Source organism: Pseudomonas sp. NBRC 111133, assembly GCF_001320605.1.
GTDB classification, from domain to species: Bacteria; Pseudomonadota; Gammaproteobacteria; order Pseudomonadales; family Pseudomonadaceae; genus Aquipseudomonas; species Aquipseudomonas monteilii.
The window spans coordinates 79,163-100,786 of the sequence record NZ_BCBJ01000168.1 but is presented as its reverse complement, the minus strand read 5'-3'; the positions used below and the strand labels follow the sequence as shown (position 1 = coordinate 100,786).

20 protein-coding genes are annotated in these 21,624 nt (G+C 63.0%); 18 read left to right on the top strand and 2 right to left on the bottom strand.

All coding sequences use genetic code 11. The features are described 5' to 3' along the window. Positions 1-18: 18 nt before the first annotated feature. From APH36_RS30015 to APH36_RS29930, 18 genes are all read left to right on the top strand, one after another. Positions 19-1,233, top strand: a complete 1,215-nt coding sequence (locus APH36_RS30015) for an IscS subfamily cysteine desulfurase (RefSeq protein WP_012270592.1) — start codon at positions 19-21, stop codon at positions 1,231-1,233. 46 nt (positions 1,234-1,279) lie between these two features. Beyond that, positions 1,280-1,666 (top strand): Fe-S cluster assembly scaffold IscU, encoded by a 387-nt coding sequence (gene iscU / locus APH36_RS30010; protein WP_003248539.1) that lies wholly within the window; start codon positions 1,280-1,282, stop codon positions 1,664-1,666. 28 nt (positions 1,667-1,694) lie between these two features. Continuing rightward, on the top strand, positions 1,695-2,018 hold the full coding sequence (gene iscA, locus APH36_RS30005; RefSeq protein WP_003248536.1) for an iron-sulfur cluster assembly protein IscA: 324 nt from the start codon (positions 1,695-1,697) through the stop codon (positions 2,016-2,018). Positions 2,019-2,026: 8 nt separating this feature from the next. Further along, the gene (gene hscB, locus APH36_RS30000) at positions 2,027-2,548 is read left to right on the top strand and encodes a co-chaperone HscB (protein WP_060501842.1); all 522 of its coding nucleotides are present in this window, start codon (positions 2,027-2,029) and stop codon (positions 2,546-2,548) included. 42 nt (positions 2,549-2,590) lie between these two features. After that, positions 2,591-4,453, top strand: a complete 1,863-nt coding sequence (hscA, locus tag APH36_RS29995) for a Fe-S protein assembly chaperone HscA (RefSeq protein ID WP_060501840.1) — start codon at positions 2,591-2,593, stop codon at positions 4,451-4,453. Between the two features lie 3 nt (positions 4,454-4,456). After that, a complete protein-coding gene (fdx, locus tag APH36_RS29990; RefSeq protein WP_012270595.1) occupies positions 4,457-4,798 on the top strand; it encodes an ISC system 2Fe-2S type ferredoxin in 342 nt (113 codons plus the stop codon). A gap of 10 nt (positions 4,799-4,808) precedes the next feature. Beyond that, entirely contained in the window at positions 4,809-5,009 is a 201-nt protein-coding gene (gene iscX / locus APH36_RS29985; RefSeq protein WP_016713204.1) for a Fe-S cluster assembly protein IscX, read from the top strand. 88 nt (positions 5,010-5,097) lie between these two features. Continuing rightward, positions 5,098-5,523 (top strand): nucleoside-diphosphate kinase, encoded by a 426-nt coding sequence (ndk, locus tag APH36_RS29980; RefSeq protein ID WP_060501837.1) that lies wholly within the window; start codon positions 5,098-5,100, stop codon positions 5,521-5,523. Positions 5,524-5,551: 28 nt separating this feature from the next. Next, entirely contained in the window at positions 5,552-6,697 is a 1,146-nt protein-coding gene (rlmN, locus tag APH36_RS29975) for a 23S rRNA (adenine(2503)-C(2))-methyltransferase RlmN (RefSeq protein WP_012270596.1), read from the top strand. Between the two features lie 14 nt (positions 6,698-6,711). Then, positions 6,712-7,473, top strand: a complete 762-nt coding sequence (gene pilW, locus APH36_RS29970) for a type IV pilus biogenesis/stability protein PilW (protein ID WP_060501835.1) — start codon at positions 6,712-6,714, stop codon at positions 7,471-7,473. After that, a complete protein-coding gene (locus tag APH36_RS29965; RefSeq protein ID WP_060501833.1) occupies positions 7,470-8,486 on the top strand; it encodes a RodZ domain-containing protein in 1,017 nt (338 codons plus the stop codon). The genes pilW and APH36_RS29965 overlap by 4 nt, the downstream gene beginning before the upstream one ends. 3 nt (positions 8,487-8,489) lie before the next feature. Then, a complete protein-coding gene (ispG, locus tag APH36_RS29960; RefSeq protein ID WP_043196974.1) occupies positions 8,490-9,599 on the top strand; it encodes a flavodoxin-dependent (E)-4-hydroxy-3-methylbut-2-enyl-diphosphate synthase in 1,110 nt (369 codons plus the stop codon). 25 nt (positions 9,600-9,624) lie between these two features. Then, positions 9,625-10,914 (top strand): histidine--tRNA ligase, encoded by a 1,290-nt coding sequence (hisS, locus tag APH36_RS29955; RefSeq protein WP_016713198.1) that lies wholly within the window; start codon positions 9,625-9,627, stop codon positions 10,912-10,914. Positions 10,915-10,952: 38 nt separating this feature from the next. Continuing rightward, positions 10,953-11,594 (top strand): tetratricopeptide repeat protein, encoded by a 642-nt coding sequence (locus APH36_RS29950; RefSeq protein WP_060501832.1) that lies wholly within the window; start codon positions 10,953-10,955, stop codon positions 11,592-11,594. Beyond that, a complete protein-coding gene (gene bamB / locus APH36_RS29945; RefSeq protein WP_060501830.1) occupies positions 11,595-12,737 on the top strand; it encodes an outer membrane protein assembly factor BamB in 1,143 nt (380 codons plus the stop codon). A gap of 116 nt (positions 12,738-12,853) precedes the next feature. Continuing rightward, positions 12,854-14,317, top strand: a complete 1,464-nt coding sequence (gene der / locus APH36_RS29940) for a ribosome biogenesis GTPase Der (protein WP_060501828.1) — start codon at positions 12,854-12,856, stop codon at positions 14,315-14,317. 210 nt (positions 14,318-14,527) lie between these two features. Next, positions 14,528-15,676: a pyridoxal phosphate-dependent aminotransferase gene (locus APH36_RS29935; protein WP_060501826.1), complete on the top strand. Its 1,149-nt coding sequence runs from the start codon at positions 14,528-14,530 to the stop codon at positions 15,674-15,676. Further along, positions 15,664-16,455 (top strand): amidohydrolase, encoded by a 792-nt coding sequence (locus APH36_RS29930; protein ID WP_060501824.1) that lies wholly within the window; start codon positions 15,664-15,666, stop codon positions 16,453-16,455. The genes APH36_RS29935 and APH36_RS29930 overlap by 13 nt, the downstream gene beginning before the upstream one ends. 129 nt (positions 16,456-16,584) lie before the next feature. Here APH36_RS29930 and APH36_RS29925 read toward each other — a convergent pair whose 3' ends face one another. Then, positions 16,585-19,140, bottom strand: a complete 2,556-nt coding sequence (locus APH36_RS29925) for a sulfite reductase flavoprotein subunit alpha (protein WP_060501822.1) — start codon at positions 19,138-19,140, stop codon at positions 16,585-16,587. A gap of 102 nt (positions 19,141-19,242) precedes the next feature. Further along, positions 19,243-21,534 (bottom strand): TonB-dependent siderophore receptor, encoded by a 2,292-nt coding sequence (locus tag APH36_RS29920; RefSeq protein ID WP_060501820.1) that lies wholly within the window; start codon positions 21,532-21,534, stop codon positions 19,243-19,245. Positions 21,535-21,624 lie beyond the last annotated feature (90 nt).

Here is a 21,624-nt window from a genome sequence, read left to right as displayed (position 1 = left end):
GCCTGATAGGAGAGACAAATGAAGTTGCCGATCTACCTCGATTACTCCGCGACCACTCCGGTCGACCCACGCGTGGCCCAGAAGATGGCCGACTGCCTGCTGGTCGACGGGAACTTCGGTAACCCGGCTTCGCGCTCCCACGTCTTCGGCTGGAAGGCCGAGGAAGCGGTCGAGAACGGTCGTCGCCAGGTTGCCGAGCTGATCAACGCTGATCCGCGCGAAATCGTCTGGACCAGCGGTGCCACCGAGTCCGACAACCTCGCACTGAAAGGCGTCGCGCACTTCTATCAGACCAAGGGCAAGCACATCATCACCTCCAAGATCGAGCACAAGGCGGTCCTGGATACCGCTCGCCAGCTGGAGCGTGAAGGTTTCGAAGTCACCTACCTTGAGCCAGGCGAAGACGGCATCGTCACCCCGGCCATGGTAGAAGCGGTGCTGCGCGACGACACCATCCTGGTCTCGCTGATGCACGTGAACAACGAAGTCGGCTCGATCAACGACATCGCCGCCATCGGTGAACTGACCCGCTCGCGCGGCGTCCTGTTCCACGTCGATGCCGCCCAGTCGGCCGGCAAGGTCGAAATCGACCTGCAAAAACTGAAAGTCGACCTGATGTCGTTCTCGGCGCACAAGGTCTACGGCCCTAAAGGTATCGGCGCGTTGTACGTCAGCCGCAAGCCGCGTGTACGCCTGGAAGCCATCATTCACGGCGGTGGCCATGAGCGCGGCATGCGTTCGGGCACCCTTCCAACTCACCAGATTGTCGGCATGGGCGAAGCGTTCGCCATCGCCAAGCAGGAAATGGTCGCAGAGAACGCGCGCATCAAGGCCCTGAGCGACCGCTTCTTCAAGCAGGTTTCGGACCTGGAAGAGCTGTACGTCAACGGCAGCCAGACCGCCCGCGTGCCGCACAACCTGAACCTGAGCTTCAACTACGTCGAAGGCGAATCGCTGCTGATGTCGCTGAAGGACATCGCCGTTTCGTCCGGTTCGGCCTGCACCTCCGCGTCGCTCGAACCTTCGTACGTGCTGCGCGCCCTGGGCCGCAACGACGAGCTGGCGCACAGCTCGATCCGCTTCTCTTTCGGCCGTTTCACCACTGAAGAAGAAGTCGACTACGCCGCGCAGAAAGTCTGCGAGGCCGTCAACAAACTGCGTGAGCTGTCGCCGCTGTGGGACATGTACAAAGACGGCGTTGACATCTCCAAGATCGAGTGGGCCGCCCACTAAGCAGTCGCCGGCAAGAGCGGCTCCCTGATGAGGAAGGAATTGCACCATGGCATACAGTGAAAAGGTCATCGACCACTACGAAAACCCACGCAACGTCGGCAAGATGAATGCTGAAGACCCAGACGTTGGCACCGGCATGGTCGGCGCCCCGGCGTGCGGTGACGTAATGCGTCTGCAAATCAAGGTCAACGAGCAGGGCGTTATCGAAGACGCCAAGTTCAAGACCTACGGCTGCGGTTCGGCCATCGCTTCCAGCTCCCTCGCCACCGAGTGGATGAAGGGCAAGACCCTGGACGAAGCCGAGACCATCAAGAACACCCAGCTGGCCGAAGAGCTGGCGTTGCCGCCGGTCAAGATCCACTGCTCGGTACTCGCTGAGGACGCCATCAAGGCAGCCGTACGCGATTACAAGCAGAAGAAAGGCTTGATCTAAGCCGCCTGTTGCGAGGTAAGGAGTCCTGATGGCTATCAGCATGACAGAAGCCGCCGCCAACCACATTCGCCGCTCCCTCGACGGGCGCGGCAAGGGTGAGGGCATTCGCCTGGGCGTGCGCACCACCGGTTGCTCGGGCCTGGCCTACGTGCTGGAGTTCGTTGACGAACTGGCGGACGAAGACCAGGTGTTCGAGAACCATGGCGTGAAGGTGATCATCGATCCCAAGAGCCTGGTCTACCTCGACGGCACCGAGCTGGATTTCGTCAAGGAAGGGTTGAACGAAGGCTTCAAGTTCAACAACCCCAACGTGCGCGGTGAGTGTGGCTGCGGCGAAAGCTTCAACGTTTGAGGCTGGCTGTGGGTACTCCTTGTCATTACGCATTGTTTGACCTCCAGCCAAGCTTCCGCCTGGACCTCGACAAGCTGGCCACTCGCTACCGCGAGTTGGCCCGGGAAGTCCATCCCGACCGCTTTGCCGACGCCTCCGAGCGTGAGCAGCGTGTAGCGCTGGAAAAGTCCGCAGCCCTCAACGACGCTTACCAGACACTGCGCAGTGCGCCACGTCGCGCCCGCTACCTGCTGGCCATCAGCGGCCATGAAGTGCCCCAGGAAGTCACGGTCCACGACCCGGATTTCCTGTTGCAGCAGATGCAGTGGCGTGAAGAGCTCGAAGAGTTGCAGGACGAAGCCGACCTTGACGGCGTGGGTGTATTCAAGCGGCGCCTGAAGGCTGCCCAGGACACCCTGAACGAGGACTTTGCCGCCTGCTGGGATGCCCCAGGCGAGCGCGAAAAGGCCGAGCGCCTGATGCGCCGCATGCAGTTCCTCGACAAGCTCGCCCAAGAAGTGCGCCAACTGGAAGAGCGCCTCGACGATTAACCCGGTGTCGCCCGTGATGGCACCTAAGGTATTCAGATAAGCATGGCCCTACTGCAGATTGCCGAACCCGGTCAAAGCCCTCAGCCGCACCAGCGCCGCCTGGCGGTGGGGATCGACCTGGGTACCACCAACTCTCTGGTCGCCGCGTTGCGCAGCGGCCGTAGCGAGCCCCTGCCTGATGCGCAGGGTAACGTCATTCTGCCGTCCGCGGTGCGCTACCTCGAAGGGCGCAACGAAGTGGGGCAGGCCGCACGTGATGCCGCTTCCAGCGACCCGCTGAACACCGTGCTGTCGGTCAAGCGCCTGATGGGGCGCGGCCTGGCCGACGTCAAGCAACTGGGCGAGCAGCTGCCATACCGCTTTGTGGGTGGCGAGTCGCACATGCCGTTCATCGACACGGTGCAGGGGCCGAAAAGCCCGGTGGAAGTGTCCGCCGATATCCTCAAAGTGCTGCGCGAACGCGCCGAAGCGACCCTGGGTGGTGAGCTGGTAGGCGCGGTGATCACCGTGCCGGCCTATTTCGACGACGCACAGCGCCAGGCCACCAAGGACGCTGCGCGCCTGGCAGGCCTGAACGTGCTGCGCCTGCTCAACGAGCCGACCGCGGCAGCCGTGGCCTATGGTCTGGACCAGAACGCCGAAGGCGTGGTGGCCATCTATGACCTAGGCGGCGGTACCTTCGATATTTCCATCCTGCGCCTGACCGCTGGCGTGTTCGAAGTGCTGGCCACCGGTGGCGATACCGCCCTGGGTGGTGACGATTTCGACCACGCCATTGCCGGCTGGATCATTGAGCAGGCTGGCCTGTCGTCCGACCTGGACCCGGCCACCCAGCGTGCGTTGCTGCAAACAGCATGCGCCGCCAAGGAAGCCCTGACCGACGCCGATGTGGTCAGCGTCAGCCATGGCGCCTGGCAGGGCGAACTGAACCGCGCCGCCTTCGAAGCCATGATCGAGCCGCTGGTTGCCCGCAGCCTCAAGGCCTGCCGCCGCGCCGTTCGCGACAGTGGCGTGGAGCTGGAAGAAGTCAGTGCGGTAGTCATGGTGGGTGGCTCGACCCGCGTTCCGCGCGTGCGCGAAGCCGTGGGCGCGCTGTTCGGCCGTACCCCGCTGACCTCGATCGACCCTGACCAGGTGGTGGCCATCGGTGCCGCCATTCAGGCCGACACCCTGGCGGGCAACCGCCGCGAAGGTGGCGAGCTGCTGCTGCTCGATGTCATCCCGCTGTCGCTGGGTCTTGAGACCATGGGCGGGCTGATGGAGAAAGTGATCCCGCGCAACACCACCATTCCGGTGGCGCGTGCCCAGGAGTTCACCACTTATAAAGATGGCCAGACGGCCATGATGATCCACGTCCTGCAGGGCGAGCGCGAGCTGATCAGCGACTGCCGCTCGCTGGCCCGTTTCGAGCTGCGCGGCATTCCGGCCATGGTTGCCGGTGCGGCGAAAATCCGCGTCACCTTCCAGGTGGATGCCGACGGCCTGCTCAGCGTTGCCGCCCGCGAACTGGGCTCGGGCGTGGAAGCCAGCATCCAGGTCAAACCGTCCTACGGCCTGACCGACGGCGAAATCGCCCGCATGCTGAAGGATTCCTTCGAACACGCAGGTTCCGACAAGCACGCCCGCCAGCTGCGCGAGCACCAGGTGGACGGCGAGCGCCTGCTGGAAGCGGTACAGGGCGCCCTGGACGCCGACGGTGAGCGCCTGCTCAGCAGTGACGAGCGCGAAGCCATCGAATTCCAGATGCAAGAACTACGTGATTTGCTGGCCGGCACCGATGGCGCAGCCATCGAGCAACAGACCAAGCGTCTGTCGCAGGTGACCGACGCATTTGCCGCCCGTCGCCTTGATTCGACGGTCAAAGCCGCACTGGCCGGGCGCAACCTGAATGAGATCGAGGAGTAACCGATGCCGCTGGTGACATTCCTGCCGCATGAGAAGTTCTGCCCCGAGGGGCTGACCGTGGAGGTGCCGACCGGGACCAACATCCTGGAACTGGCCCACGACCATCACATCGAGATGGAAAGTGCCTGCGGCGGCGTCAAGGCCTGTACCACTTGCCACTGCATCGTGCGCAAGGGTTTTGACTCGCTGGAAGAAGCCGACGAGCTGGAAGAAGACATGCTGGACAAGGCCTGGGGCCTGGAAGCGCAGTCGCGGCTTGGTTGCCAGGTGGTCGTCGCTGACGAAGACCTGACCATCGAGATCCCCAAGTACTCGCTCAACCACGCCGCTGAAGCGCCGCACTGAGGTTTGCACCATGAGCCTGAAATGGATTGATGTACTTGAGATCGCCATTCAGCTTGCAGAAAGCAAGCCTGAGGTCGATCCTCGTTATGTGAATTTCGTAGACCTGCACCGCTGGGTGCTGGCATTGCCAGAGTTCAGCGACGATCCGTCACGCGGCGGTGAGAAAGTGCTCGAGGCCATCCAGGCTGCCTGGATCGACGAAGCCGACTAAGCGTCACTTGCAGGTTAGGCAATCCCCCGGAACCCGCGTATAATTCGCGGGTTTAATTTTTCGTGTCACTCATATTCTGGAGTTTTCCATGGCTGTTCAACGTACTTTCTCGATCATCAAGCCTGACGCCGTTGCCAAAAACGTCATCGGCAAGATCACCACTCGCTTCGAAGAAGCCGGCCTGAAAATCGTTGCCTCGAAAATCAAGCAACTGTCCAAAGCCGAAGCCGAAGGCTTCTACGCTGAGCACCGCGAGCGCGGCTTCTTCGGTGACCTGGTTGCCTTCATGACTTCCGGCCCGGTTGTTGTTCAGGTTCTGGAAGGCGAAAACGCCATCGCTCTGAACCGTGAGCTGATGGGCGCTACCAACCCTAAAGAAGCTGCTCCAGGCACCATCCGTGCTGACTTCGCCGAGTCGATCGACGCCAACGCCGTTCACGGTTCGGACTCCGAAGCTGCTGCTGCTCGCGAAATCGCTTACTTCTTCGCTGCTACCGAGGTAACCACTCGCTAAGCGAAAGCTTACGGGTGAGGGTGAATCCATGACGACATCTACTGGCAAAATCAACCTGTTGGGTCTGACCCAGCCGGAAATGGAACAATTCTTCGACTCGATCGGGGAAAAACGCTTCCGTGCCGGCCAGGTGATGAAATGGATTCACCATTTTGGCGTGTCCGACTTTGCGGCCATGACCAACGTAGGCAAGGTCTTGCGCGAAAAGCTCGAGGCCGTTGCCGAGATTCGGCCTCCGGAAGTGGTCAGTGAAGACATTTCCGCCGACGGTACCCGCAAGTGGGTGATCCGCGTTGCCTCCGGCAGCTGCGTCGAGACCGTCTACATTCCTACCGACGACCGCGGCACCTTGTGCGTATCGTCGCAAGCCGGCTGTGCCCTGGACTGCAGTTTCTGCTCCACCGGCAAGCAAGGCTTCAACAGCAACCTCACTGCCGCCGAAGTGATCGGCCAGGTGTGGCTTGCCAACAAATCCTTCGGGACCGTCCCTGCCAAAGTCGACCGCGCGATTACCAACGTGGTGATGATGGGCATGGGCGAGCCCTTGCTGAACTTCGACAACGTCATCGCCGCCATGAAAATCATGATGGATGACCTGGGCTATGGCATTTCCAAGCGTCGCGTCACCCTGTCCACCTCGGGCGTGGTGCCGATGATCGACGAACTGGCCAAGCACATCGACGTGTCGCTGGCCCTGTCGCTGCACGCACCGAACGACGAGCTGCGCAACAAGCTGGTACCGATCAACAAGAAGTACCCGCTGAAAGTGCTGCTGGAATCGTGCATGGGCTACATGTCCACCCTGGGTGGCAAGCGCGTGCTTACTGTCGAGTACACCCTGCTCAAGGACGTCAACGACCAGCCTGAGCATGCCGCACAGATGATCGAGTTGCTGCGCGACGTGCCGTGCAAGATCAACCTGATCCCGTTCAACCCGTTCCCGCATTCGGGCTACGAGCGGCCAAGCAACAACGCCATTCGTCGCTTCCAGGACCTGCTGCACCACGGTGGCTTCAACGTGACCACGCGCACCACCCGTGGTGACGATATCGATGCTGCCTGCGGTCAGCTGGTCGGCCAGGTCAACGACCGCACCCGCCGTAGCGAGCGCTACATTGCCGTGCGCCAGCTTTCCGCGGACGTCGAGCTGCAAGACAGCGCCGCCAGCCACTGACCGGGACCTTGCCCATGAGCCTGCGCGCCGCGCTGTCGATCCTTGCGCTCTCGCTGCTGGCCGGCTGTGTGTCGGGCGGTGCGAGCGACCCCCTGGCCAGCCGCCAGGGCAGGGCGGAGGCGGGGCGGGCTTATGTGCAACTGGGCCTGGGGTATTTGCAACAGGGTTTGACCGAGCAGGCCAAGGCGCCACTGGGCAAGGCCCTGGCCCTCGACAGCACTGATGCCGACGCGCACGCGGCCCTGGCGCTGGTGTTCCAGGCCGAAGGTGAGCCGGCGCTCGCTGAAGCCCACTTTCGCAAGGCCTTGCAAGCGCGCGCCGGCGACACGCGAATGCGCAACAATTACGGCAGTTTCCTTTATGCTCAGGGGCGATTTGCCGAGGCCGAGCAGATGTTTCGCCTGGCCAGCGCCGATACCCTGTATCCTGAGCGCTCACGCGTGTACGAGAACCTGGGCCTGACTGCCCTGAAGCTCGATCGCCGCGACCAGGCGCATGCTTATCTGCTGAAAGCGTTGCAACTCAACCGGCGGCAACCGAAAGCGTTGCTGGAAATGGCTGAGTTGTCCTACGAAAACAGGCATTATGTGCCGGCCCGGGACTACTACGATCGTTTCAGCCAGTTGAGCGACCACGATGCCCGTAGCCTGCTGCTGGGCAGCCGCCTTGCCCGGGTGTTCGACGAGCAGGGCACACTGGCCGAGATGGGCCAGCAATTACAACGACTTTATCCCGGTACGCCGGAATATCAGCAATACCTGTCGGAGCAACGATGAACGCCGCGCATCCCGAAGTAGCAGTAGCGCCTGGCCAGAACCCCGGTGAGCTTTTGCGCCTGGCCCGTGAGAAACGGGACTGGTCTCAAGCCGAGGTGGCCCGCAAGCTCAACCTCACTGTCAGTTCGTTGAACCATGTGGAAACTGGCGCCTTCGACAAGCTGCCCGGTCATACCTTCGCCCGTGGCTATATCCGCGCCTATGCCAAATTGATGGACCTGGACCAGGCCACCCTGGTAGAGGCCTTCGACCGCTACACCGGTACCCACGCCAAAGGCAGCGATGTGCACTCGCTGGGCCGTATCGAAGAGCCGGTACGCCTGTCGCATAACATCCTGCGCGGCGTCAGCCTGCTGTTGCTGGTGGCGGTGGTCGGCGGTGGCTTTGTCTGGTGGCAGGACCAGGGCAGCCTGCGTGGCAAGGACCTTGCCAAGATGGCCCTGGAGCACGTCGAAGTCGAGAGCGCCGACGGCACCACCCAGATTCACCCGCTTGACGAGCCTGAAGATCAGGCCGTGACCGCTGGGCAGCAGCCTGAAAGCGCGCCGCTGGCACTGGACCAGGGCACTGCCGAACAGCCTGCCGCTACTGCCGAACAGGCCCCGGCAACCCCGGCGCCAACGGCTGCCGCACCCGCCCAGCAGGTGCCTGCGCAACCTGCGGCCAGCGCAGCGCCTGCTCAGGTCGCACCGGTTACCCCTGCACCGGCCGCCGTTGCGCCTGTAGCGCCAGCCGCCGTGGCCGCTGCCGAGCCAGCCGCAGTGCCGGCAGGTAGCGCCAAGGTCGCCATCCAGTTCACCGCCGATTGCTGGACCCAGGTCTCGGATGGCAACGGCAAGGTGCTGTTCAGCGCCGTCAAGCGCAAGGGGGACAACCTCGAGCTGACCGGCAAGCCGCCGTTCGCGGTACGCCTGGGCTTTGCCCGTGGCGCCCAGGTCAGCTACAACGGCCAGGCCGTCGATGTTGCCCCGTTCACCAGTGGCGAGACTGCTCGCCTGAAGTTGGGACAGTAAGTCATGCACGGCGAATCTCCGATCAAACGTCGCGAATCCCGCAAAATCTGGGTCGGCAATGTGCCGGTGGGTGGTGATGCACCTATCGCGGTGCAGAGCATGACCAACACCGACACCAACGATGTCGCCGCGACCGTGGCGCAAATCCAGCGCCTGGTCGATGCCGGCGTGGACATCGTGCGGGTTTCGGTGCCGGACATGGACGCGGCCGAGGCGTTTGGCAAGATCAAGCAACTGGTCAGCGTGCCGCTGGTCGCTGACATCCACTTCGACTACAAGATCGCACTGCGCGTAGCCGAACTGGGCGTCGATTGCCTGCGTATCAACCCGGGCAACATTGGTCGTGAAGACCGTGTACGCGCCGTGGTCGATGCTGCCCGCGACCGTGGCATCCCGATCCGTATCGGCGTAAACGCCGGTTCGCTGGAAAAGGACCTGCAGAAGAAGTACGGCGAACCGACCCCGGCGGCGCTGGTGGAGTCGGCCCTGCGCCATGTCGAGCACCTCGACCGCCTGGACTTCCAGGACTTCAAAGTCAGCGTCAAGGCGTCTGATGTGTTCATGGCCGTCGAAGCCTACCGCCTGCTGGCCAAGCAAATCGTGCAGCCGCTGCACCTGGGCATCACCGAAGCCGGTGGCCTGCGTTCAGGGACGGTGAAATCCGCCGTCGGCCTCGGTATGCTGCTGGCCGAGGGCATTGGCGATACCATCCGTATCTCGCTGGCGGCCGACCCGGTCGAAGAAGTGAAAGTCGGCTACGACATCCTCAAGTCGCTGCACCTGCGTTCGCGTGGCATCAACTTCATCGCCTGCCCGAGCTGCTCGCGGCAGAACTTCGATGTGGTGAAGACCATGAACGAACTTGAAGGGCGCCTGGAAGACCTGCTGGTACCACTGGACGTGGCGGTGATCGGTTGTGTGGTCAACGGCCCCGGTGAAGCCAAGGAAGCCCATGTAGGGTTGACCGGCGGCACGCCGAACCTGATCTACATCGACGGCAAGCCGGCGCAGAAGCTGACCAATGACAACCTGGTCGATGAGCTGGAAAGGCTCATCCGCCAGAAAGCGGCCGAAAAGGCCGAAGCCGACGCGGCGCTGATCGCCCGTGGCTGACACACAGCATTCGTAAGGACTTTTCGTGAGCAAATCGCTGCAAGCCATCCGTGGCATGAACGACATCCTGCCAGAACAGTCGCCACTGTGGCGCTACTTCGAAGGCACCGTGGCCGGTCTGCTGGATACCTACGGGTACAGCCAGATCCGCACGCCGATCGTCGAGTTCACCGAGCTGTTCAAGCGCTCGATCGGTGAAGTGACCGATATCGTCGAAAAAGAGATGTACACCTTCGAGGACCGCAACGGCGATTCGCTGACCCTGCGCCCTGAAGGCACCGCCGCGTGCGTGCGTGCCGTGCTGGAGCATGGCATCACCGGCAACGGCCAGGTACAGAAACTGTGGTACATCGGCCAGATGTTCCGCCACGAGCGCCCGCAGAAGGGCCGCTACCGCCAGTTCCACCAGATTGGCGTGGAAGTGTTCAACCTGGACGGCCCGGACATCGATGCCGAGCTGATCATGCTGACCTGGCGCCTGTGGGGCCTGCTGGGCATCCAGGACGCGGTCAAGCTGGAGCTCAACAGCCTGGGCACCAGCGAAGCCCGCGCGCGCTACCGTGATGCGCTGGTCGAGTTCCTCTCGGCGCGCCTGGAGCAACTGGACGAAGACAGCCAGCGCCGCCTGAAGAGCAACCCGCTGCGCATTCTCGACAGCAAGGACCAGAACACCCAGGCGGTGCTGGTGGGGGCGCCGAAGCTGGAAGACTACCTGGACGAAGCGTCCCGCGTGCACTTCGAAGGCCTGAAGGCCCGCCTGGACGCAGCCGGCATTCCGTTCGTGATCAACACCAAGCTGGTGCGTGGCCTGGACTACTACAGCAAGACCGTGTTCGAGTGGGTCACCGACAAGTTGGGCGCCCAGGGCACCGTGTGTGCCGGCGGCCGCTACGACGGCCTGGTCGAGCAGATGGGCGGCAAGCCGACCACCGGCGTTGGTTTCGCCATGGGTATCGAGCGTCTGATCCTGCTGCTGGAAACCCTCGGCAAGGTGCCGGAGTCCATCAGCCGCCAGATCGACGTCTACCTGTGCGCCTTTGGCGAGCAGGCCGAGCTGGCTGGTTTGCGCCTGTCCGAAGGCCTGCGTGACCGCCTGCCAGGCCTGCGCCTGGCGGTAAACGCCGGTGGTGGCAGCTTCAAGAGCCAGTTCAAGAAAGCCGACAAGAGTGGCGCGCTGTTCGCCCTGATCCTGGGCGACGACGAGCTGGCCAAGCAAGAAATCGGCTTGAAGCCCCTGCGTGGCCAGGGCGAACAACAGAACATTGCCTGGGATGCTCTGGCAGAGCACCTGGAAACCGCGATCGCGCAGGCGTAACGCGGTTCAACAACGAATAGGCGAAAAGGAGTATTGGGGTGTCGAGTACCGATGATGATGATCTGGCAGGCGTCAAGGACTGGTGGAACCGCAACGGCAAGCCGCTGCTGACCGGCGCATTGCTGGCCGGCGTGGTGGTGTTGGGTTGGAATACCTGGCACAAGTACCAGAACAACCAGTCGCAAGGTGCCTCGCAGCTGTATCAGGCGTTGCTTGAGACCAGCCTGACGCCGACTGGCCAGCCAGACGCCTCCAAGGTCGCGGAACTGGCCGGCAAGCTCAAGAGCGAGTTCGGCGGTACTGCTTACGCCCAGTACGGCAGCCTGTTCGTGGCCAAGGTGGCAGTCGAGAGCGGCAAGCTCGACGACGCCGCTGCCGAGCTGAAAAGCGTGCTGGACAAGCCGGCCGACGTGACCTTGGGCGAGATTTCGCGCCAGCGCCTGGCTCGCGTGCTGGCCGCCCAGAACAAGGCCGAAGACGCCCTCAAGCTGCTCGACGGCGACGCCGACAAAGCCTTCCTGGCCAGCCGTGAAGAGTTGAAAGGTGACCTGCTGGTGCAACTGGGCCGTGCTGCCGACGCACACAGCGCTTACGAAAAAGCCAAGGCTGCGCTGTCCGATGACGCGGCAGTCGGTGGCCTGCAATTGAAGCTGGATGACCTGGCTAAAGGGGACGCGTAAGTGATCGGTTGGAAACATGCAGCAGTGCTGACCCTGGCCGTACTGGCCGCAGGTTGCAGCAGCAACAGCAAGAAGGAACTGCCTCCGGCCGAGCTGACCAAGTTCACCGAGGAAGTGGTGCTGAAGAAGCAGTGGAGCCGTTCGATCGGTGACGGCCAGGGTAAGACCTACAACACCTTGGTGCCGGCCATCGAGAACGACCGTATCTACGCCTCCGACGTCAACGGCGAAGTGTTCGCCCTGGACCGCATCACTGGCGATGTCGTGTGGAAGAAGGACCTGGAGCTGCAGGTTTCCGGCGCAGTTGGCGTGGGCTACGGCCTGGTCATGCTCGGCACCCTCAAGGGTGAAGTCATTGCCCTGGATTCCAGCACCGGTGAAGAGCGTTGGCGCTCCCGCGTGACCAGCGAAGTGCTAGCCCCACCCGCCAACAACGGTGACGTAGTGGTAGTTCAGACCCAGGACGACCGCCTGATCGGCCTGGATGCCGCCACCGGCGACCGCCGCTGGATCTACGAAAACTCCCCGGCCGTGCTGACCCTGCGTGGCACCGGCGCGCCGATTGCCACCAACCGCCTGGCCGTGGCCGGCCTGTCCACCGGCAAGGTGGTCGCGGTGGACATCAACAATGGCGTTCCCGTGTGGGAAAGCCGTGTGGCCATCCCCAAGGGCCGCTCCGAGCTGGACCGTGTGGTTGATATCGACGGCGGCTTGCTGCTGTCTGGTGGTACCCTGTACGTCAGCACCTACCAAGGCCGTGTAGCGGGCCTGGACCTGGAAAGCGGTCGCGAGCTGTGGCAGCGCGATGCTTCCAGCTATGTGGGCGTTGCCCAGGGCTTCGGTAACGTCTACGTCAGCGAAGCATCGGGTACCGTGGAAGGCGTGGACGAGCGCTCTTCCAGTGCCCTGTGGAGCAACGACAGCATGGCTCGCCGCCAGTTGACCGCGCCTGAAGTGTTCAGCAGCTACGTGGCAGTGGGTGACTTCGAGGGTTACCTGCACCTGCTGAGCCAGGTGGACGGCCGCTTCGTAGGCCGTGAGCGTATCGACAGCGATGGCCTGCGCGCCCGCCCACTTGTGGTCGGCGACACCATCTACGTCTTTGGCAACAGCGGCAAGCTCGAGGCACTGACCATCCGCTGAAGCTATGCTTGAAGCCTTGGCGGGCTTCAAGCCGCGGCGTAGGACACGCCGCCCGTACTCCGGCCGCTGCCTTGCAGCGGCCTTTGCATTTTCAAGAATTCGAGAGTGGAGAGCCGATGGTTCCCGTAATTGCCCTGGTGGGCCGCCCGAACGTCGGCAAATCCACCATGTTCAACCGCCTGACCAAAACCCGCGATGCCATCGTCGGTGACTTGTCGGGCCTGACCCGTGACCGCCAGTATGGCGATGCCAGCTGGCAGGGTCGTTCCTTCATTCTGATCGACACCGGTGGTATTACCGGTGACGAAGTGGGCATGGACGAGAAAATGGCCGAGCAGTCGCTCATGGCCATTGAAGAAGCCGACTATGTGCTGTTCTTGGTCGATGCCCGCGCCGGCATGACCGCCGCTGACCAGATGATTGCCGAGCACCTGCGCAAGCGCAACAAATCGGCGATTCTGGTTGCCAACAAGATCGACAACATCGACGCCGACGTCGCCCGCGCCGAGTTCTCGCCGCTGGGCATGGGCAACGCCATTCCGGTGGCGGGCTCCCAGGGCCGCGGTATCAACGCGCTGATGGAGGCCGTGCTCGGCCACCTGCCGCGCGACCAGGTCGAAGAAGCCCTGGATGCCAAAGTCGCCGAAGGCGAAGAGGCCGTGCGCATCCCTGGCCCGAGCGAGAAAGATGGCATCAAGATCGCCATCATCGGCCGCCCGAACGTGGGTAAATCCACCCTGGTCAACCGCATGCTCGGTGAGGAGCGCGTGGTGGTCTACGACCAGCCGGGCACTACCCGCGACAGTATCTACATCCCGTTCGAGCGTGATGGTGACAAGTACACCTTCATCGACACAGCCGGGGTGCGCAAGCGCGGCAAGATCCACGAGGAAGTCGAGAAGTTCTCGGTGGTCAAGACGCTGCAGGCGATCAAGGACGCCAACGTGGTGATCTTCGTCATGGACGCCCGCGAAGGCGTGGTTGACCATGACCTCAATCTGCTGGGCTTCGCCCTCGAAGCTGGCCGCGCCATCGTCATCGCGCTGAACAAGTGGGATGGCATGGAGCCGGGTGAACGTGCCTACGTGAAGACCGAGCTGGAGCGTCGGCTGTTCTTCGTCGACTTCGCCGATATCCACTTCATCTCCGCCTTGCACGGCACCGGCGTGGGCAACCTGTACAAGTCGGTGCAGGCCGCGTTCACCTCGGCGGTGACCCGCTGGCCAACCAGCCGCCTGACGCAGATCCTCGAAGATGCTGTCAGCGAGCACCAGCCACCACTGGTCAACGGCCGCCGCATCAAGCTGCGCTATGCTCACCTCGGTGGTGCCAACCCGCCGCTGATCGTGATCCACGGCAACCAGACCGAGAGCATTCCGAAGTCGTACTCCCGTTACCTGGAGAACACCTATCGCCGGGTGCTGAAGCTGGTCGGTACGCCGATCCGCATCGAGTACAAGGGCGGCGAGAACCCGTACGAGGGCAAGAAGAACACCCTCACCGACCGCCAGGTCAACAAGAAGCGCCGCCTGATGTCGCACCACAAGAAGGCCGAGAAAAAGCGCCGCGACAAGCGCTGATTCCGCGTCTGCCTCTTCGCGGGTAAACCCGCTCCCACAGGTACTGCACAGTTTTCGAAATCTGTGGTGTCCCTGTGGGGCGGCTTTAGCCGCGAAGAGGCCCGTTGATCCAGCGCAATGCCCCTAATGTTTCAACCTTTTTCCTGACCGCTCGATCCGCTATGCTCGGACTCCACCCCGTGCCGGATACACCCCAGGAAAGAGGGCTCCATGATCCGCAGCAAACTGCCGAATGTCGGCACGACCATCTTCACCACCATGTCCCAGCTCGCCGTGCAGACCGGCGCGCTCAACCTGTCGCAAGGCTTCCCCGATTTCAACGGCCCGCAGGCCCTGCTCGATGCAGTAGGCCGGCATGTGGCTGCCGGGCATAACCAGTATTCGCCAATGACCGGCCTGCCGGCGCTGCGCCAACAGGTGGTGGCCAAAGTCGAGCGCCTGTACGGCGCCAGGGTGGATGCCGACCAGGAGGTGACCATCACCCCCGGTGCCACCGAGGCGATCTTCTGTGCCATTCAGGCCGTGGTGCATGCCGATGACGAGGTCATCGTCTTCGACCCTTGCTACGACAGCTACGAGCCGTCCGTGGAACTGGCCGGTGGCCGCTGCGTGCATGTGCAACTCAGCGACGGCGACTTCCGCATCGACTGGCAGAAGTTCAGCGATGCCTTGAGCCCGCGCACGCGCATGGTCATCCTCAACTCGCCGCACAACCCCAGCGGCGCGCTGATCACCCGCAAAGACCTTGACCAGCTGGCAAAGCTTATTGCCGACCGCGATATCTACCTGGTCAGCGATGAAGTCTACGAGCATCTGGTGTACGACGGCGTGCGCCATGCCAGCGTGCTGGCCCATGAGCAGTTGTACCAACGCGCCTTCGTGATCAGCTCGTTCGGCAAGACCTACCACGTTACCGGCTGGAAGACCGGCTACGTGATCGCCCCTCCGGCGCTGAGTGCGGAGCTGCGCAAGGTGCACCAGTACGTCAACTTCTGTGGCGTGACGCCATTGCAGTGCGCACTGGCCGACTTCATGGCCGAACACCCCGAGCACATCGATGAACTGCCGGCCTTCTACCAGGCTAAGCGAGACCTGTTCTGCGGCTTGCTGGACGGTTCGCGGTTCAGCTTCACCCGCACGGCGGGTACCTATTTCCAGCTGGTGGACTACTCGCAGATCCGCCCGGACCTGAACGATGTCGACATGTCGCTGTGGCTTACCCGCGAGCACGGGGTGGCGACCATTCCGGTGTCGGTGTTCTACCAGCAACCCATTCCCGAGCAACGCCTGGTTCGCCTGTGCTTTGCCAAACGAGAGGAGACGCTGCGTCAGGCAGCGGAACGACTATGCGCGATCTGAGCACACTGCCGAACCTGAAAGTCGCCCTGGTGCAAACCACCCTGGCCTGGCACGACCGTGAGGCCAACTATGCGCACTTCGAGGTGCTGCTGGAGCAGGTGGGCGAGGTGGACCTGGTAATCCTGCCGGAAATGTTCACCACTGGTTTTTCAATGCAATCGGAAAGCCTGTGCGAGCCGGAGAATGGCCCGACCTACAAGTGGTTGAAGACTCAGGCGAAGAAGTGCAACGCGGTGATTACCGGTAGCGTGATCATCCAGGCCGCTGACGGCAGCCACCGCAACCGCCTGCTGTGGGCGCGGCCGGACGGCGAAATCCTGCATTACGACAAGCGCCACCTGTTCCGCATGGCCGGTGAGCACAAGCACTACACCCCGGGCGAGCGCCAGGTCCAGTTTGAGCTCAAGGGCTGGCGAATTCGCCCACTGATCTGCTACGACCTGCGCTTCCCGGTGTGGAGCCGCGATGCCCAGGACACCGACCTGCTGCTGTACACCGCCAACTGGCCGGCTGCGCGCCGCCAGCATTGGAACCGGCTGCTGCCGGCGCGGGGGATCGAGAACCTGTGCTATGTGGCGGCGGTTAACCGGGTGGGGACGGACGGCAAGGGCTTTGCGTATTCGGGGGACAGCCAGGTGCTGGACTTCCAGGGCGAGAGCCTGCTCAGTGCCGGGGAGGCGGACGGGGTGTTTACCGCAGTGTTGAGCGCGGCGGAGCTGTCGGCTTACCGGGCCAAGTTTCCGGCCAACCTGGATGCCGATACCTTCGAGCTGCACTGACAGCCTGAACCGGCCTCTTCGCGGGCAAGCCCGCTCCCACAGGTACCGCACAGTATTCGAAATCTGTGTGGACCCTGTGGGAGGGGGCTTGCCCGCGAAGAGGCCGGCACCGGCTAAATCAATATCTGATCAGTACACATCCCGCCGATACCGCCCATCCTCGATCAGCTGCTGTACAGCCGCTTCCCCAAGCATGCCGTTGAGCGCTGCATCCACCCCCGCAGCCATGCCTTGCAGGCTGCCGCAGACGTACACGCATGCGCCGTCAGCCACCCAGCGCTTGAACGCCTCGGCCTGCTGCAGCAACACATCCTGCACATACACCTTCTCGGCCTGATCTCGCGAGAACGCCAGGTCCAGCCGTGCCAGATCACCGCTTTCCAGCCAGCCTTGCAGCTCTTCGCCACACAGCAGGTCATGCGCCCGGTTACGCTCGCCGAACAGCAGCCAGTTACGCTGCTCGCCAGCATTCACCCGCGCCCGGATCAGGCTACGCAGACCGGCCAGACCGGTGCCGTTACCGATCAGAATCATCGGTGCAGCACTTTCCGGCAGGTGGAAGCCGCTGTTACGCCGTAGGCGCAGGCTCAAGGTGCCGTTCAGCGGCAGGTACTCGGTCAGCCAGCCCGAGCCCAGGCCCAGGTGGCCATCGGCATGGCGTTCCTGGCGCACGATCAGCTCCAGCACGCCATCGCTGGCGATCGAGGCGATGGAGTATTCGCGGCTGCCGATCGGCACCAGTGCATCGATCAACGCCTGCGGCTGCAAGCCGATCAAGTGATCACGGCGTGCCGGCAACTGGCGGCCAGCGAGGGCCAGGGCCAGGGTTTCGCTCAGGCCATTCACCTGCACCTTGGCACTGGCGTCTAGCGCCAGGCCATTGAGGAAAGCGTCGACACGGGGCTGGCCATTGAGTGGCAGGATCTCCACCAGGTCGCCGGCCTCCCAGCTGGCAGGCGCTTGCGGTTGCAAGCCAAGCAGGTACACCGGCTGCCCCTGGCTGCCAGGGTTCAACAGTTCGCGGCGCACCAGTGACCAGTTGCCAAAGCTCGGCGGCTGCCAGGCGGCCACCGGCTGGGCGCCGGTCAGCTGCGCCAGTTCTTGCTGCCACTGCTGCAGCGCTGCCTGGTCGGCATTGTCCACTTCCACCGGGCTGAACGCGCTGCTGGCGCCGCGCTCACCCAGCCATGCCTGCAAGCGGCGGGCGAAGCCGCAGAAGTGCGGATACTGGCGGTCGCCGAGGGCGAGTACAGCGTAGCTGAGGTTGTTCAGCGCCCAAGGTTGGCCAAGCACCTTGCGCTCGAAGGCGCGGGCGCTGTCGGGGGCTTCGCCGTCGCCGAAGGTGCTGATCACGAACAGCGCGCGGCGGGCTTGGCGAAGGTCGTTTTCACCCAGTTCGGCCAGGGCGCGCACCTGTACCGGCATGCCAGCTGCTTGCAGCTGCCCGGCGCTCTGCCAGGCCAGCTGCTCGGCAAAGCCGCTTTGGCTGGCAAAACCGATCAGCCAGCTTTCGCCGCTGCCATCGTTGCTGGCCACGTTGCCTCGTGCCTCGCGCACCTGGCGCTTCTTGCGGCGGCGGTCGAGGTACAGCAGCCAGCCGGTGACGAAGAACAGCGGCATGGTCAGGCTGGCGAGGGTGACGATGATGCGGCCCAGCAGGCCGAAGTATTCGCCAACGTGCAGGGCGTAGACGCTCTGCAGCAGCTGGGCCTTGAAGGACTTGTCGGTGTAACGGTCGTGGTTTTTCACCTGGCCGGTGGCCGGGTCCAGCACCAGGGTGTTGAAGGCGCGTGGGTGGGCGGAGTCTTCCAGCAGGTAGAACAGGTTGGCCGGCTGGCCGCCAACCGCTGGCAGGCGCAGGTTGTAGGCGGCAAGGCCTGGGCCGGCAGCGTTTTTGAGGTTGGCCCAGATTGCGTCGTAGTCGACCACCAGCGGCGGGGCGTTCTTGTCGACTTTCTGCGGCCCGTGGCGGCCACGGCCTTCGCCGCGTTTTTGTTGCTGGCCGGCCGCCGGCGCGTCGGCCAGCAGCTTGTTCAGGCCTTCGCGGTACCATTCATAGGACCAGAACAGCCCGGTCAGGGCGAACAGCAGATAGAACAGCAGGCACCAGGTACCGGCCACGGCGTGCAGGTCCCAGTTGAAGGCTCGGCCTTTCTTGGCCCAGTCGAAGGTCAGCCAGGTGCGCCAGTCCAGTGCCTTGCGCGGCCAGCGCAGGTACAGGCCGGAGAGGCAGAAGAACACCAGCATCAGGGTGCAGGCACCGGTAATCTGCCGGCCGGTGTCGCCCATGGCCAGGAAACGGTGCAGGTTGAGCATGAGGTTGAAGAAGCCTTGCCCGGCCACTTCGCCCTTCAGTTCGCCGGTATAAGGGTCGGCATAGCGCAGCTCGCCACGGCGTTCGCCCGGTGGCGGCATGAAGAAGACCCGCGCGGCGTTACCTTCACGCACGTCGACCCACAGCATCGACACCTTGTCGTGTTGTTGGGCCTCTACACGCTGCACCAGTTCGGCTGGCGGCAGCACGCCTTCGGCGCGCACCTCTACCTTAAGCACATCGGCATTGAATGCGCGCAGCAGTTCTTCCTGGAACGAATACAAGGCCCCGGTGATGCCCATCAAGGCCAGCACCAGGCCAGCGGTGATGCCAAAGAACCAGTGCAATTGGAACAGCGTCTTCTTCACCACGTCTCTCACCTTGTGTTGCTGCCGCTACCTGCGCGGCGCGCATTATGCCTTGATACGCAAAAGCCCCGCTCACTGGAATGAACGGGGCTTAGGGTTGCTGCTTTAGAAGTGAACGCTGGTGGTCAACAGTGCAGTCCGCCCGGCCGCCTGGTTGGCGAAGTGAGTGGAGAAGGCCTTGTCGTAGTACACCTCGTTGGTCAGGTTCTGCACGTTCAGCTGCAGGTCGACGTTCTTGGTCAGTTTGTAGGCCGCCATGGCGTCGTAGCGTACATAGCTGTCGACCATGGTGGTGTTGGCCACGCTGCCGTACACGTCATCCACGTAGAACGCACCACCACCGATGGTCAGCTTCGGTGTGATCGCGTAAGTGGTCCACAGGCTGGCGCTGTTGTTTGGCGTGTTGGGCAGTTGGTTGCCGTCGTTGGCCTTGCCCAGCGGGCCGCCGTCGATCTGGCGGGCCTGCATGTAGGTGTAGCCGGCGAACACCTGCCATTTGTCGGTCAGCTTGCCGCTGGCAGACAGTTCAATACCTTGCACGCGGGTTTCACCGACGTTCTCGTAGGTGTTGGTGTTGACCTGTACCCGGGCGTTTTCTTTCTCGGTGCGGAACAGCGCCGCCGCCAGTGACAGGCGCTCGTCAAGCAGGTTCCACTTGGTGCCGATCTCGTAGTTGGTGGTTTCTTCCGGCTCCATATCGCTGGCCAGCAGATTCCCGTTGCGGTCAGGTGTGCCACCCAGCGGGTTGCCTTCGGTACCTTCGCCGAGCATGGCGCCTGGTGGCGTAGCGGAGGTGGCGTAGGACACGTAGATGCTGCCGTTTTCGGCCGGCTTCCACACCAGACCCAGTTGGCCGGTCACGAACTCGCTGACGTCGTTGCCTTTGGCAGTGGTGGTGCCAGCGGCGTTGTAGGTTTTGTAGTCGGTGTCGAAGTGGTCGTATCGCAGGCCCATGTTGACCAGCCACTCGGGGGTCAGCTCCAGGGTATCGAACACGTAGATCGCACGGGTCTTGCTGTTGGTGGTGGTGCCAGCGTAGTTGCGCGAGATGGTGCCGTTCCACGGATCATCCGGGTTCGGGTTGCTCAGCGAGGTGCAGTTGTAGCCGCTGGTGGCGCCGATCATGCCCGGGGTGCAGTTGGTATTGGCGCTGCCACCTGGGACGGTGTCGGTGTCAACGGTGTAGCTGGAGCGCTCGCTTTCTTCACGGCTCAGTTCGATACCGGTGGAGAAGCTGTTCTTAAGGCCACCGACGTAGAACTCGCCAAACAGGTCGGTCTGGTTGGTGGTGGTAGCGGTGTTGCCCACACGGGTGTTGGCCCGGCGCCATACGCTGCCGTTATTGACGTTGCCCTTGCTGTCGTCAGGCTGGGTCAGGATGTAGTCCTGCATGCTGTTGCCGTGACGCAGGGTGTTCTTGATGGTCAGCGCGTCGGTCAGGTCGTGCTCGATGGCCAAGGTGGCGATGTCCACGCGGGTCTTGCGGAAGTCGCGACCGGTCAGGCCGTAGAAGTTATCGCTGTCGCCGCCGTCATCCGGTTTGCTCGGGTGCGCCGAGGTGCGCCCGCCGCTGCCATTGGTCGGGATGGTGTACGGAATGCCCGAATCCGGCAGGTCGTCGCTTTCCAGGTGGTAGTAGTCAAGGTTGACGCGGGTTGGCGTGCCCAGGCCGAATGCCAGCGACGGGGCGATACCCCAGCGGTCGTAGTTGACCTTGTCGCGGCCGGCGACGTTGCTTTCGTGGGTCATCAGGTTCAGGCGGCCGGCAACGGTATCGCTGAACTGGTAGTTGCCATCGAAGGTGTAGCGCTGGGTCTGGTCGCTGCCCCAGGTCCAGGCGCCGTCCAGCGAGTTACCCAGATGCGCACGCTTGCTCACCAGGTTGATGGTACCGCCGGCAGCGCCACGGCCACCGATGGCCGAGTTAGGGCCCTTGGCCACTTCCACCGACTCGATGGCGAAGATTTCGCGGGTTTGAGCGCCAGTGTCTCGCACGCCGTCCAGGTAGGTATCGCCCTGGGCGTCGAAGCCACGGATGAACGGACGGTCGCCTTGCGGGTTGCCGCCTTCGCCGGCACCGAAGGTAATGCCCGGCACAGTGCGCAGTGCGTCCTGCAGGGTCAGGGCATTGGTGTCCTTGATCACTTGCTGCGGGATCACGGTAACCGAGCGCGGGGTGTCTACCAGCGGCGCGGTGTACTTCTGCGAGGAGGCCTTTTCGACCTTGTAATCGGTGCTGGCTTGTTCAGCCTTGCCATTGACGCTGGTGGCGTCGAGGGTAATGGCGCTGTTCGCGGCAGGGGCGGCGGCGTAGACCGACGTGGCGCTAAGGGCGACACCGATGGCAGACACGATCAGGCGTGGCGAACTCACAGCAGATGGTACGGACTGGCGCATTGCTAAGGACCTTCCCCAAGGTGTTGAGGCGGCGGATCTTAATGTAAGCAATTGTGACTCACAATTGAGAGTCGTTACCATTCGTGAAGA

Excerpts from the sequence above, each read along its gene's own strand:
- APH36_RS30015 (WP_012270592.1), top strand. The coding sequence starts at position 19 with ATGAAGTTGCCGATCTACCTCGATTACTCCGCGACCACTCCGGTCGAC.
- iscU (WP_003248539.1), top strand. The coding sequence starts at position 1,280 with ATGGCATACAGTGAAAAGGTCATCGACCACTACGAAAACCCACGCAAC.
- iscA (WP_003248536.1), top strand. The coding sequence starts at position 1,695 with ATGGCTATCAGCATGACAGAAGCCGCCGCCAACCACATTCGCCGCTCC.
- hscA (WP_060501840.1), top strand. The coding sequence starts at position 2,591 with ATGGCCCTACTGCAGATTGCCGAACCCGGTCAAAGCCCTCAGCCGCAC.
- fdx (WP_012270595.1), top strand. The coding sequence starts at position 4,457 with ATGCCGCTGGTGACATTCCTGCCGCATGAGAAGTTCTGCCCCGAGGGG.
- iscX (WP_016713204.1), top strand. The coding sequence starts at position 4,809 with ATGAGCCTGAAATGGATTGATGTACTTGAGATCGCCATTCAGCTTGCA.
- ndk (WP_060501837.1), top strand. The coding sequence starts at position 5,098 with ATGGCTGTTCAACGTACTTTCTCGATCATCAAGCCTGACGCCGTTGCC.
- rlmN (WP_012270596.1), top strand. The coding sequence starts at position 5,552 with ATGACGACATCTACTGGCAAAATCAACCTGTTGGGTCTGACCCAGCCG.
- pilW (WP_060501835.1), top strand. The coding sequence starts at position 6,712 with ATGAGCCTGCGCGCCGCGCTGTCGATCCTTGCGCTCTCGCTGCTGGCC.
- APH36_RS29965 (WP_060501833.1), top strand. The coding sequence starts at position 7,470 with ATGAACGCCGCGCATCCCGAAGTAGCAGTAGCGCCTGGCCAGAACCCC.
- ispG (WP_043196974.1), top strand. The coding sequence starts at position 8,490 with ATGCACGGCGAATCTCCGATCAAACGTCGCGAATCCCGCAAAATCTGG.
- der (WP_060501828.1), top strand. The coding sequence starts at position 12,854 with ATGGTTCCCGTAATTGCCCTGGTGGGCCGCCCGAACGTCGGCAAATCC.
- APH36_RS29935 (WP_060501826.1), top strand. The coding sequence starts at position 14,528 with ATGATCCGCAGCAAACTGCCGAATGTCGGCACGACCATCTTCACCACC.
- APH36_RS29930 (WP_060501824.1), top strand. The coding sequence starts at position 15,664 with ATGCGCGATCTGAGCACACTGCCGAACCTGAAAGTCGCCCTGGTGCAA.
- APH36_RS29920 (WP_060501820.1), bottom strand. The coding sequence starts at position 21,534 with ATGCGCCAGTCCGTACCATCTGCTGTGAGTTCGCCACGCCTGATCGTG.